The following is a 12,445-nucleotide window of genomic DNA, read 5'->3' as shown; positions in this document are numbered from 1 at the left end:
CCCTTCGAAGGGTCGTACCGGGACCCCCTGAGGGGGCCCGACGGTGGATCAGCGATCAGCGGCCGTAGCGGCTGCCGCCGCCGCGCGGGGCCGAGCCGCGGCCGTCGGCGCGGAACTCGCCGCCGCGGAAGCCGCCGCCCTGACGCTCGCCGCGGAAGGGCTCGCGCTCGCCCGAGGGGCGCTCGGAACGGTAACCGCCACCGGCCGGGGCCGGACGGTCGGCGCGGAACGGCTCGCGCCGCTCGCCACCGCGGTAGCCGGCGGCCGGGCGCTCGGAACGGTAGCCGCCGCCACCGGCGGGACGCTCGGAGCGGTAGCCGCCGCCACCGGCCGGGCGGTCGTCACCGAAGGAACGCTCGCGGGGCTGGCCGCCCTCGGCGCCGTGGGCGGGACGGTCGGAGCGGAAGCGGCGCGGGCCGCGGGCACCGCCGTTGCCGCCGCCGTTGCCGTAGCCGCCACGGCCCTGACGCTGCTTGGCGGCCGGGGCCGAGGGCTCCCAGACCGGGATCGCCTCGCCGCTGGGGGTACGCGCACCGGCGACCTCCTCCAGGCGGGGGTGGCCCGGGGTGGCCTTGATGCGGAACGGCTTGATGCCGGCGCGACGGGTCATCGACTCGGTGGAGCGACGCTCGTTGGGGAGCACCAGCGTCATGACGGTGCCCTTCTCCCCGGCGCGGGCGGTACGGCCGCCGCGGTGCAGGTAGCTCTTGTGGTCCTGGGGCGGGTCGACGTGCAGCACGAGGCTGATGTTGTCGACGTGGATGCCGCGGGCCGCGACGTCCGTGCAGACCAGGACGTTGATCGTGCCTTCCTTGAACTCGGCCAGGATGCGGGTGCGCTGGTTCTGGCGCTTGCCGCCGTGCAGGCCGCCGGCACGGATGCCGACCTGGGCGAGCTGCTTGCAGAGCCGGTCCACGCCGTGCTGGGTGCGCACGAAGATGATCGTCCGGCCCTCGCGGTTGGCGATCTCGGCGGTCACCGGGAACTTGTCGTCGCGGTGCACCTCGAGGACGTGGTGCTCCATGGTGTCGACCGAGGAGGTGGCCGGGGCCATGGAGTGGGTCACCGGGTCGGTGAGGAAGCGGCGGACGAGCTTGTCGACGTCGCCGTCCAGGGTCGCGGAGAACAGCAGGCGCTGGCTGTCGGCCGGGGTCTGCTGCAGGATCGCGCTGACCACCGGGAAGAAGCCGAGGTCGCACATGTGGTCGGCCTCGTCCAGGATCGTCACCTGGACCTCGTCCAGCGTGCACTCACCCTGCTGCATGAGGTCGGTCAGCCGGCCCGGGGTGGCCACGACGACCTCGACGCCGCGGCGCAGCGCCTCGATCTGGCGGCCCATGGACATGCCGCCGACGACGGTCTTCATGCGCAGCGACAGACCGCGGCCGAGCGGCTCGAGCGCGTCGGTGACCTGCATGGCGAGCTCGCGCGTCGGCACCAGGACGACGGCCAGCGGGCGGCCCGGGCGGGCCTTGGCGCCGGCGATGCGGGTCATCATGGGCAGGCCGAAGGCGAGCGTCTTGCCGGAGCCGGTCTGGCCGCGGCCGAGAACGTCGTGCCCGGCGAGGATGTCGGGGATCGTGGCCCGCTGGATGGGGAAGGGGCTGTCGATACCCGCGCGGGAGAGGCCGGTCACCAGGGGCTTCGGCAGGCCGAGGAGGGTGAACTCGGACGGGCCCGCGGGGGCCTGGACGATCTCGGTGATCTCGGTGAACTCGGGCAGAACAGCGTCAAGCATGGTCACGAAGACTCGTGCCTTTCGATAGAAGAACGGGGCACGTCACTTCTGCGAAAGGACGAGCCTGGAGCGCGCGGCCTGAGGCCGCACTGGATGAACACCCACATCGGGGCGGTGGTGCGGTGCAAGTCGAGGCGCACCGCACGGGGCGGGTCTAGCTTACCCGCACGCAGTCAAACCACGATCAAGCATACCCGGCGTTCGCAGTGCCGAGTTCGTTCGGGGCGTCCGGCATCGGCCGGCCGCTTGTCCGTCGGTAGGAGTCAACACTCCCGGCCGGGCTTTTCTTCCCGGCCTCGGAGATACTCTCACATAATTCGGCACAGCTCGAATCCGGGGGTCCCGTGAGCCGTGTCCGGCGCGGTTCTCCCTCTCTGTCCCCCGCGCCCCGGGAGTCCCACGGGGCGCGGGCGGCGGCGCCTCAGACGTTGAAGCCGAGCATGCGGAGCTGCTCACGCCCCTCGTCGGTGATCTTGTCCGGGCCCCACGGCGGCAGCCAGACCCAGTTGATCTTCACGTCGGAGACCATGCCCTCCAGCGCCGAGTGCGCCTGCTCCTCGATGACGTCGGTCAGCGGGCAGGCCGCGCTGGTCAGCGTCATGTCGATGGTGGCGACCGGCAGCGCGGCGGCACCATCGGCTCCCTCGGCACCCTCGCCTGCCGGGTCGAGGTGCAACCCGTAGATCAGGCCCAGGTCCACGACGTTGATGCCGAGTTCGGGGTCCACCACGTCTTTCAGCGCCTCCATGACCTCGTCATGGGTGACGGTCTCGTCCTGCGCCGTGGTCGGCGTCTCAACAGCCTTGCTCATCGAATAACTCCTGTGGATACTCCGGCCTTCGGGCCGGGAAGGAAACGGGAGCGGGAAGACGCTCTGGCGCCTGAGCGTGCCTGGACCTGCCCGATCCATCCCACCCAGCGCGTAGCTGATCTCGCGATACCGTGTGAGGCGTGGCGCAGATCGTGAAGCGGGCATTCAAGTTCCGCTTCCATCCGACGAACGAGCAGGCAGCGGAGCTGTCTCGCACGTTCGGCTGCGCTCGCCTCGTGTACAGCAAAGCCCTCTAACACCGCAGCCGCGCCTACACCGCCGAAGGCCGCAAGGTCTCCTACGTGGAGTCCTCGGCCACGGTGACCGTGTCGAAGGACGCGGCCGGGCGGTGGTTCGTGTCCATCCTGTGTGAGGACCGCATCCCTGCGCTTCCTCCGACGACCGGCACGGTCGGCGTGGACGCGGGCATCGCGGCGCTCTCCACCGGGGAGAAGATCGTCAACCCTCGGTATGAGCGGGCTGATCGCCGCAAGCTCGCCAAGGCGCAGCGCCCCCTCGCCCGCAAGGAGAAAGGGTCGGCCAACCGGCACAAAGCCAAACTCAAGGTCGCCCGCATCTACGCTCGTATCGCCGACCGGCGCCGCGATCATCTGCACAAGGTCACCACACGTCTCGTCCGTGAGAACCAAACGGTCGTGATCGAAGACCTCGCCGTGCGCAATCTGGCCAAGAACCACACCCTGGCCCGAGCCGTCTGCGACGCCTCCTGGCGGGAAATGCGCACGATGCTGGAGTACAAGGCACACTGGTACGGGCGGGAGCCGCTGGTGGTGGACCGCTGGTTTCCCTCCTCGAAGCTGTGCTCGGCGTGCGGCACCCTTCAGCGGTCCCTGCCGCTGAACGTCCGAGACTGGGTGTGTGCTTGCGGCGCCTGCCATGACCGGGATGTCAACGCCGCGAAGAACATCCTCGCCGCCGGGCCGGCGGAGAGGTGAAACGCCTGTGGAGCTGACGTAAGACCTCAACGAGAATCCTCTCTGGCGGGCCGTCGGCGATGAAGCAGGAACCCTCACGGGCGACCGCGGGAATCCCCTCCCCTCAGGGAGGGGAGGATGTCAATTCGTGCTCCTCACGATCGCGTCCTTGTAGGCCATCCACGCCAGTAGCGCGCACTTCACACGGGCGGGGAACTTGGCCACGCCCGCGAAGGCGACCGCGTCGCCCAGCACGTCCTCGTCGGCCTCGACCTTGCCCCTGCCCTGCATGAGCCTGGTGAACTCGTCCACCACGCCGAGGGTGTCGTCGACGGTCGAGCCGGTGGCCAGCTCGTGCAGCACCGAGGCGGCGGCCTGGCTGATCGAACAGCCCTGGCCGTCGTAGGAGACGTCCTCGACCTTGCCGCCGTCGCCCAGCTTCACCCGCATGGTGATCTCGTCGCCGCAGGTCGGGTTCACGTGGTGGACCTCGGCGTCGTAGGGGTCGCGAAGACCCCTCCCCTGCGGGTGCTTGTAGTGCTCCAGGATCAGCTCCTGGTACATGGACTCGGCGATCATAGGGTCGTGCTCACCTTCTCGTTCGCTGCGCCGTGCGCTCGCGCGTCGCCGGACGCCGTGCGGAGGGCACCGGGCCCCCGCCGTCCGCCCGTACGCCGGCTCGACTGCTCGGGCATGGCTAGGCGAACACCTTCCGCACGTGGTGGAGGCCGCGGACCAACGCGTCGATCTCGGCCGGTGTGTTGTACAGGTAGAAGGACGCCCGCGTGGTCGCGGGGATCCCGAACCTGAGGTGGAGCGGGCGGGCGCAGTGGTGACCCACCCGCACGGCCACGCCGAACTCGTCGTCGAGGATCTGCCCGACGTCGTGCGGGTGAATCCCCTCCAGCGTGAACGACACGGTGCCTCCCCGGTCGGCCAGGTCCGCCGGGCCGATGACCCGCAGGCCCGGGACCTCCCCCAGGGCGCCGAGCGCGTGGGCGGTGAGCTCGCGCTCGTGGCCGGCGACGGCGTCCATGCCGATCTCGGTGAGGTAGTCCACGGCGGCGCCGAGACCGATGGCCTCGACGATCGGCGGGGTGCCGGCCTCGAACTTGTGCGGCGCGGGCGCGTAGGTCGAGTGGTCCATCCAGACCGCCTCGATCATCTCGCCGCCGCCCATGAACGGGGGCATGGCCTCCAGCAGCTCGGCGCGGCCCCACAGGACGCCGATGCCGGACGGGCCGACGACCTTGTGACCGGTGAAGGCCAGGAAGTCGACGCCCAGGGCGGCCACGTCCACCCCCTGGTGGGGCACGGACTGGGAGGCGTCCAGCATCATCAGCGCGCCGACCTCGCGGACCCTGGCCAGCACCGGGGCGACCGGGTTGACGGTGCCGAGCACGTTCGACTGGTGCACGATCGAGACGATCCTCGTGCGCTCGGTGACGAGCTCGGCGAGGTTCGACAGGTCCAGGCGGCCTTCGTCGGTGACGGAGAACCAGCGCAGGGTGGCGCCGGTGCGCTGGGCGAGCATCTGCCACGGCACGATGTTGGAGTGGTGCTCCATCTCCGAGATGACGATCTCGTCGCCGGGGCCGAGCCGGAGGCGCGGGTCCTCGCAGGTCCGGTTGCCGAAGGCGTACGCCACCAGGTTGATCGCCTCGGAGGCGTTCTTGGTGAAGACCACCTCGTCGCGGCCGGGCGCGCCGATGAACGCGGCGATCCTGTCGCGCGCGTCCTCGTACGCCTCGGTGGACTCCGCGCCCAGCACGTGCATGGCGCGGCCGACGTTGCCGTAGTGCATCGCCATGTGCTCGCGCATCGCCTCGATGACCTGGGTGGGCTTCTGCGCGGAGTTTCCGGAGTCGAGGTAGATCAGCGGCCTGCCGCCGGGAAGCTCGCGGGACAGGACCGGGAAGTCCTTCCTGATCCTCTCCACGTCAAGGCCGTCGTTCATCAGGCCGACGCCTTCGTGTAGGCCTCGTAGCCCTCTTCCTCGAGCTTGTCGGCGAGCTCGGGGCCGCCCTGCTCCACGATCCGCCCGGCGGAGAAGACGTGGACGAAGTCCGGCTTCACGTAGCGCAGGATGCGGGTGTAGTGGGTGATGAGCAGCACGCCGGTCTCGCCGCCCGCGCGGAAGCGGTTGATGCCCTCGGAGACCACGCGCAGCGCGTCGACGTCGAGGCCGGAGTCGGTCTCGTCGAGAACGGCGATCTTCGGCTTGAGCAGCTCGAGCTGGAGGATCTCGTGGCGCTTCTTCTCGCCGCCGGAGAAGCCCTCGTTGACGTTGCGCTGGGCGAAGGCCGCGTCGATGGACAGGGCGTCCATGCCGGACTTGAGGTCCTTGGCGAACTGGCGGAGCTTGGGGGCCTCGCCGGTGGTCGAGGTGACCGCGGTGCGCAGGAAGTTGGCGACGCTGACGCCGGGGACCTCGACCGGGTACTGCATGGCGAGGAACAGGCCGGCGCGGGCGCGCTCGTCGACCGACAGGTCGAGCAGGTCGGTGCCGTCGAGCAGGACCTGGCCGCCGGTGACGGCGTACTTGGGGTGCCCGGCGATCGCGTAGGCGAGGGTGGACTTGCCCGAGCCGTTGGGGCCCATGATGGCGTGGGTCTCACCGGCGCGCACGGTCAGGTCGACGCCGCGCAGGATCTCCTTGTCGGCGACGGAGACGTGCAGGCCGCGGATCTCAAGGGTGGAACCCGAGGTGACTCGGCTGGTGTCAGACACGTTATGACTCCTTCGAGAGCGAGACGAGGACGTCATCGCCGTCGATCTTTACTCGGTAGACGGGGACGGGCTTGATGGCGGGCGGGCCGGTGGGCTTGCCCGAGCGCAGGTCGAAGCACGAGCCGTGCAGCCAGCACTCGAGGGTGCCGTCGTAGACCTCCCCCTCGCTGAGTTTCACCTCGGCGTGGGAGCACACGTCGTGCAGCGCGTGCACCTCCTCGCCCCGGCGGACCAGGGCGACGGGGACGTCCCCGACCTCCAGGCCGATCACTCCCTCGTCGGGGATGTCGGCGAGCTTGCAGACCTTCTCGAACGTCACTTCTCGAGCTCCGCCTCGACCCGGGCGAGGACGCGCTCGCGGAGCTCGGGGATCTCGATCTTCTCCAGGAGCTGGGCGAAGAAACCCCTGATGACCAGGCGCCGGGCGTCGGCGAACGGGATGCCCCTGGCCTGGAGGTAGAAGATCTGCTCGTCGTCGAGGCGGCCTGAGGTGCTGGCGTGGCCGGCCCCGGCGACCTCCCCGGTGAGGATCTCCAGGTTGGGCACCGAGTCGGCGCGGGCGCCGTCGGTGAGCAGCAGGTTGCGGTTGAGCTCGTAGGTGTCGGTGCCCTCGGCCTCGACGCGGATGATGACGTCGCCGATCCAGACCGCGTGGGCGTCGGCCCCCTGCAGCGCGCCGCGGTAGTCGACGTTGCTGCGGCAGTCGGGCGTGGAGTGGTCGACCAGGAGGCGGTGCTCCAGGTGCTGGCCGGCGTCGACGAAGTACAGGCCGTTCAGCTCGGCGTCGCCGCCGGGGCCGGAGTAGGAGACCGACGGCGAGAGCCGGACCAGGTCGCCGCCGAGGGTGACCACGAAGCCGCGGAAGACGGCGTCCTTGGCGAGCTGGGCGTGGTGGTGGGAGACGTGCACGGCGTCGTCGGCCCAGTCCTGCAGGCTGACGACCTTGAGGGTCGCGCCCTGGCCCACGACGAACTCGACGTTGTCGGCGTAGACCGCGCTGCCCCGGTGGTCGAGGACGACCACGGCCTCGGCCATCGGCTCCAGCCGCACGACCGTGTGGCCGTAGGCGGTGCCGGAGCCCGACCCGGTGAAGGTGACCACGGTCGGCGTGGAGGCGACGGCCTCGCGGGGCACCGTGATCACGGTGGCCTTCTCGAAGGAGGCGTAGGCCTGGGCGCTGACCCGGTCGGCGGGCACGTAGGCCCGCCCGAGCCGGGCGTCGTCGCGGCCGACGGTCTCCACGGTCGCCTCGGGCGCGGCGTCGACGTGCACGGTGACGTTCGCGGAGGCCGCGACGCCCTCGTGCAGGCCCCGCAGCCGGGAGAGCGGGGTGAAGCGCCACTCCTCCTCCCGGCCGGTGGGGACGGCGAAGTCGGCCACGTCGTAGGAGGCCCTCTCGTGCAGCGTCGAGAGGGGCTTGACGGCGGTGTCGAGGCCCATCAGCCGACGGCTCCTTCCATCTGCAGCTCGATCAGCCGGTTCAGCTCCAGGGCGTACTCCATCGGGAGCTCGCGGGCGATCGGCTCGACGAAGCCCCGGACGATCATCGCCATCGCCTCGTCCTCGCCCAGACCGCGGCTCATCAGGTAGAAGAGCTGGTCGTCGGAGACCTTGGAGACGGTGGCCTCGTGCCCCATGGACACGTCGTCCTCGCGCACGTCCACGTACGGGTAGGTGTCGGAGCGGCTGATCTGGTCGACCAGCAGCGCGTCGCACTTGACCGTGCTGGCGCTGCCGTGCGCGCCCTCCTCGATCTGCACCAGGCCCCGGTAGGAGGTCCGGCCGCCGCCGCGGGCGACGGACTTGGAGATCACCGAGGAGCTGGTGTTGGGCGCCAGGTGGACCATCTTGGCCCCGGCGTCCTGGTGCTGGCCCTCACCGGCGAAGGCGACGCTGAGGGTCTCGCCCTTGGCGTGCTCGCCCATGAGGTAGACGGCCGGGTACTTCATGGTGACCTTGGAGCCGATGTTGCCGTCGACCCACTCCATCGTCGCGCCCTCGTAGGCCACGGCGCGCTTGGTGACCAGGTTGTAGACGTTGTTCGACCAGTTCTGGATGGTCGTGTAGCGGCAGCGGGCGCCCTTCTTCACGATGATCTCCACGACCGCGCTGTGCAGCGAGTCGGAGGTGTAGATCGGCGCGGTGCAGCCCTCGACGTAGTGGACGTAGGAGTTCTCGTCCACGACGATCAGGGTCCGCTCGAACTGGCCCATGTTCTCGGTGTTGATCCGGAAGTAGGCCTGGAGCGGGATCTCCACGTTGACGTTCGGCGGCACGTAGATGAAGCTGCCGCCGCTCCAGGTGGCCGTGTTCAGCGCGGCGAACTTGTTGTCGCCGACCGGGATCACGGTCCCGAAGTACTCCTTGAAGATCTCCTCGTGCTCCTTGAGGGCGGTGTCGGTGTCGACGAAGATGACACCCTTCTCCTCGAGGTCCTCACGGATCTTGTGGTAGACCACCTCGGACTCGTACTGGGCGGCGACCCCGGCGACCAGGCGCTGCTTCTCGGCCTCGGGGATGCCCAGCCTGTCGTAGGTGTTCTTGATGTCGTCGGGCAGGTCCTCCCAGGAGGCGGCCTGCTTCTCGGTGGAGCGCACGAAGTACTTGATGTTGTCGAAGTCGATCCCGCTGAGGTCGGAGCCCCAGTTCGGCATGGGCTTCTTGCCGAAGAGGCGGAGCCCCTTCAGACGCAGGTCCAGCATCCACTCCGGCTCGTTCTTCAGCGCGGAGATGTTGCGGACGACCTCTTCGGACAGGCCACGCTTGGCCGTCGCTCCCGCGGCGTCCGAGTCGGCCCAGCCGAACTTGTAATTCCCGAGGCCTTCCAGCTCCGGGCGGTCGGTGACAGTCACCTTCCGGTCTCCTTGCTCGATATGTCGATCGTTTCGTGGACGGCCGGCGGTGGTGCCGGTTCGGAGCGCGGGGCGGGCGGGGCGAACGCCGCCCCCTCCCGCGCGCTCGCTCCCGGAGCCCGGTGGGGGCTCACATGCGTGGTGCACACACCGTCGCCGTGGGCGATGGTCGCGAGCCGCTGCACGGGCGTGCCGAGAATGCGCGCGAACGCCTCGGTCTCGGCCTCGCACAGCTGCGGGAACTCGGCGGCGACGTGCGCCACCGGGCAGTGGTGCTGGCAGAGCTGTTCGCCGCCGACGCCGGCCTTGCTCGCCGAGGCGGCGTACCCGTCGTCGGAGAGGGCCTCGGCCAGGACGCGGACCCGCTGGTCTGCGGGGACCTCGCGCATCTGGGGCCGCAGGCGGTCGACGAGACCGGCCACCTGCGACCGGGCGAACTCGGCCACGGCCTCCTCGCCCACGCGCTCGGCCAGGAAGCGCAACGCGCTTCCTGCCAGGTCGTCGTAGGCGTGCTCGAAGGCGCTGCGGCCCTGGTCGGTCATCGCGAACAGCTTGGCCGGCCGTCCGCGTCCGCGCTGGCCGCGCGGTCTGGCGGTGCGGGCCTCGGCCATCCCCTCGGCCAGCAGCGCGTCCAGGTGCCTGCGCACGGCGGCCGGGGTCAGGCCGAGCCGCTCGCCGAGGGCGGCGGCGGTGATCGGTCCGTGCTCCAGGATGAGCCGGGCGACGCGCGCACGCGTGCTCCGCTCGGCGGACACGCCGGAGAGCCGCGCGGCGGCGGCCTTCTCGGTGTCTCGCATCCCGGTCACGTATTTCACAACATCAGTGTGCCGTAATTACTTCCCCGCTGACAAACCGGTGTGGGCGTGTCGAGAATGTGATGCATCACGTAGGAAAGGCTTACCTAACCAGCGGAAACGCGTCCCGGTTTTCCGCGCAGAACGGTGAAGACCACCAGCGCCGCCACCGTGAAGCCGGTCAGCACGGCGGCCATCGGCAGGGCGCTGCCCTCGCCGCCCAGGCCCACCAGCGGCGCGGCGAGCGCGCCGAGCCCGAACTGCAGCACGCCGGTCAGCGCGGCCGCGCTCCCGGCGATCTGCGGGGGCTGGCCGGCCAGGGCGAGGGCGCCGCTGCCCGGCAGCACGAACCCGGCCCCGCACATCATCGTGAACAGCCCGGCGACCAGCACCGGCAGCCCCAGCCCGGCCACGACCGTGACCAGGATCGTCGCGGCCCCGGCCACGCTCAGCAGCAGCCCCAGCAGGATCAGCCGGGCCGGGTCCGTCCGGCGCCCGGCCAGGCGCCCGCCGATCTGCGCGGTGACGGTCAGGCCGAGCGCGTTCAGCCCGAACACCAGGGAGAACACCTGCGGCGAGGTGCCGTAGACCTCCTGGAGCACGAACGGCGAGCCGGAGATGTAGGCGAACATCGCCGCGAACCCCATCCCGCCGGCCAGCGCGGCGGCCATGAAGGACCGGTCGAGCAGCAGGTAGCGGAAGGTGACCAGGGTGTGCCGGAGCCCGCCGCCCTCGCGGCTGTCGGCGGGAAGGGTCTCGCGAACCCCGGCCAGCGCCGCGACCAGCAGCAGCAGCCCGGTGGCGCTGAGGGCGACGAAGACGCCGCGCCAGGAGGTGTGGGCCAGGAGCTGGGCGCCGGCGATCGGGGCCAGGATCGGGGCCAGGCCGGTGACCAGCATGAGGGTGGCGAAGATGCGGGCGATGGCCGCGCCCTCGTACAGGTCGCGGACGATCGCGCGGACGATCACCAGCGCGGCCCCGCCCGCGAAGCCCTGGAGCAGGCGGAAGGCGATCAGCCCGTACACCGAGGGCGAGAAGGCGCACAGCAGGGAGGCGGCCGCGTAGGCGGCGACGCCGATCAGCAGCGGGCCCCGCCGGCCCCGGACGTCGCTGAGCGGCCCGGCGACGACCTGCCCGGCGGAGACCCCGACGAGGCAGGCGGTGAGGGTGAGCTGCACCTGCGCCTGCCCGGTGACCAGCCCCTCGGCGATGGCGGGGAAGGCGGGCAGGTACATGTCGATCGACAACGGGCCGATCGCCGACAGCGCGCCCAGGATCAGCAGCAGCAGTGTCCTGCGCCGCGAGCCCGGCGCCGGCGTCACCCCCGGCTCGACGACGGCCGCGGTCATACTCGCACTCCCTTTTTTGGTCACCGTCATACGACTCACGGACATATGACGCATTGATGTGGACGTGTTGACGCAGGACGGCCCACGAGTCCCGGCGGGCCACGTGAGCCGAAGCGTCCCAACCATCAATTGGCCAGCCGAATTCCTGTATTTCGGAAATTTCCTGAAAAGGGCTGGCCGGAGCGTCCGGCGGCCCCCGGGACGGACCCCGCCGCGACACGCCGGAAGGCGGGCCGCGCGCACCGGCGGGACGGCTCCGGACGCCGGACGCGTGGTCCGGCAGCGAAGGCGCCCGGTACGGTCTCTAAACTCGTGGCCATGGACTCCCCAGCCGTCGCGATCGTCGACCTGGTCAAGAGATACGGCAGGACGACCGCGATCGACGGCCTGACCCTCACCGCCGCCCGCGGCGCGGTCACCGCGGTGCTGGGCCCCAACGGGGCCGGCAAGACCTCCACCGTGGAGATCTGCGAGGGGTTCCGCCGGGCCGACGCCGGCAGCGTGAGGGTGCTGGGGCTCGACCCGTCCGCGCAGGAGCTGCGGGCCAGGGTCGGGGTGATGCTCCAGAGCGGCGGCGTCCCGCCCGCGGCCCGCTGCGGGCAGTGGCTGCGGCTGATGGCCCGCTTCCACGCCCGTCCGCTCGACCCGGCGGCGCTGCTGGAGCGGCTCGGGCTGACCGAGCACGCCCGCACCCCGTACCGCAGGCTCTCCGGCGGCCAGCAGCAGCGGCTGTCGCTGGCCGGGGCGGTCGTCGGCCGTCCCGAGCTGGTCTTCCTCGACGAGCCGACCGCGGGCCTCGACCCGCAGGCCAGGCACGCCTGCTGGGAGCTGGTCCGCGAGCTGCGCCGGAGCGGGGTCTCGGTGGTGCTCACCACCCACCACATGGACGAGGCCGAGCGCCTGTCCGACCACATCGTGATCATCGACCGCGGCAGGGTGGTCGCCGAGGGCACCCCCTCCTCCCTCACCGGCGCCGAGCGGCAGCTGCGCTTCCGCGCCCGTCCGGGGCTCTGCCTGGACGAGCTGCTCGCCGCGCTGCCCGTCGGCAGCGCGGCCAAGGAGTCGCCGGCCGGTCACTACATCATCGAGGGGCAGGTCGCGCCCGAGCTGCTGGCGACCGTGACGACCTGGTGCGCGGCCGAGGGCGTGACCGCCGACGACCTCAGCATCGAGCGGCGCACCCTGGAGGACGTCTTCCTGGAGCTGACCGGGCGTGAGCTCCGGTGACACGCCCGG

11 protein-coding genes and 1 pseudogene are annotated in these 12,445 nt (G+C 70.8%); 2 read left to right on the top strand and 10 right to left on the bottom strand.

Annotated elements, in window-relative coordinates; translation table 11 throughout:
- Positions 1-55: 55 nt before the first annotated feature.
- Positions 56-1,738 (bottom strand): DEAD/DEAH box helicase, encoded by a 1,683-nt coding sequence (locus AB0G16_RS13915; RefSeq protein WP_362803791.1) that lies wholly within the window; start codon positions 1,736-1,738, stop codon positions 56-58.
- A 421-nt stretch (positions 1,739-2,159) separates the two neighbouring features.
- Entirely contained in the window at positions 2,160-2,549 is a 390-nt protein-coding gene (locus AB0G16_RS13910) for a metal-sulfur cluster assembly factor (protein WP_362803788.1), read from the bottom strand.
- A gap of 140 nt (positions 2,550-2,689) precedes the next feature.
- On the opposite strand from AB0G16_RS13910, the pseudogene AB0G16_RS13905 reads away from it, so the two are divergent.
- Positions 2,690-3,499 (top strand): annotated as a pseudogene (locus AB0G16_RS13905) (RNA-guided endonuclease TnpB family protein); the annotation flags it as partial.
- A gap of 126 nt (positions 3,500-3,625) precedes the next feature.
- On the opposite strand, the gene sufU reads toward AB0G16_RS13905, so the two are convergent.
- The 8 genes from sufU to AB0G16_RS13865 form a co-directional block, all read right to left on the bottom strand.
- On the bottom strand, positions 3,626-4,063 hold the full coding sequence (gene sufU, locus AB0G16_RS13900; protein ID WP_362803785.1) for a Fe-S cluster assembly sulfur transfer protein SufU: 438 nt from the start codon (positions 4,061-4,063) through the stop codon (positions 3,626-3,628).
- Between the two features lie 118 nt (positions 4,064-4,181).
- Positions 4,182-5,441 carry a cysteine desulfurase gene (locus AB0G16_RS13895; RefSeq protein WP_362803782.1) on the bottom strand — a complete coding sequence of 420 codons (1,260 nt, stop codon included), beginning with the start codon at positions 5,439-5,441 and terminating at the stop codon, positions 4,182-4,184.
- Complete coding sequence (sufC, locus tag AB0G16_RS13890) at positions 5,441-6,172, bottom strand: Fe-S cluster assembly ATPase SufC (RefSeq protein WP_362803918.1); 732 nt, start codon at positions 6,170-6,172, stop codon at positions 5,441-5,443. Before sufC ends, AB0G16_RS13895 begins: the two co-directional genes overlap by 1 nt.
- 43 nt (positions 6,173-6,215) lie before the next feature.
- Complete coding sequence (locus tag AB0G16_RS13885) at positions 6,216-6,533, bottom strand: non-heme iron oxygenase ferredoxin subunit (protein ID WP_362803779.1); 318 nt, start codon at positions 6,531-6,533, stop codon at positions 6,216-6,218.
- On the bottom strand, positions 6,530-7,654 hold the full coding sequence (gene sufD, locus AB0G16_RS13880) for a Fe-S cluster assembly protein SufD (RefSeq protein ID WP_362803776.1): 1,125 nt from the start codon (positions 7,652-7,654) through the stop codon (positions 6,530-6,532). Before sufD ends, AB0G16_RS13885 begins: the two co-directional genes overlap by 4 nt.
- Positions 7,654-9,066: a Fe-S cluster assembly protein SufB gene (gene sufB, locus AB0G16_RS13875; protein ID WP_362803773.1), complete on the bottom strand. Its 1,413-nt coding sequence runs from the start codon at positions 9,064-9,066 to the stop codon at positions 7,654-7,656. Before sufB ends, sufD begins: the two co-directional genes overlap by 1 nt.
- On the bottom strand, positions 9,063-9,863 hold the full coding sequence (locus tag AB0G16_RS13870) for a metalloregulator ArsR/SmtB family transcription factor (RefSeq protein ID WP_362803770.1): 801 nt from the start codon (positions 9,861-9,863) through the stop codon (positions 9,063-9,065). The genes sufB and AB0G16_RS13870 overlap by 4 nt, the downstream gene beginning before the upstream one ends.
- 104 nt (positions 9,864-9,967) lie before the next feature.
- On the bottom strand, positions 9,968-11,209 hold the full coding sequence (locus tag AB0G16_RS13865) for a multidrug effflux MFS transporter (RefSeq protein ID WP_362803768.1): 1,242 nt from the start codon (positions 11,207-11,209) through the stop codon (positions 9,968-9,970).
- Between the two features lie 318 nt (positions 11,210-11,527).
- On the opposite strand from AB0G16_RS13865, the gene AB0G16_RS13860 reads away from it, so the two are divergent.
- Positions 11,528-12,436: an ABC transporter ATP-binding protein gene (locus AB0G16_RS13860; protein ID WP_362803765.1), complete on the top strand. Its 909-nt coding sequence runs from the start codon at positions 11,528-11,530 to the stop codon at positions 12,434-12,436.
- The last annotated feature ends 9 nt before the right edge of the window (positions 12,437-12,445 follow it).

Source organism: Streptosporangium sp. NPDC023615, assembly GCF_040640155.1.
GTDB lineage: Bacteria > Actinomycetota > Actinomycetes > Streptosporangiales > Streptosporangiaceae > Streptosporangium.
Note: the sequence above shows the minus strand (reverse complement) of the source record. Positions and strands in the feature narration are given on the sequence as shown.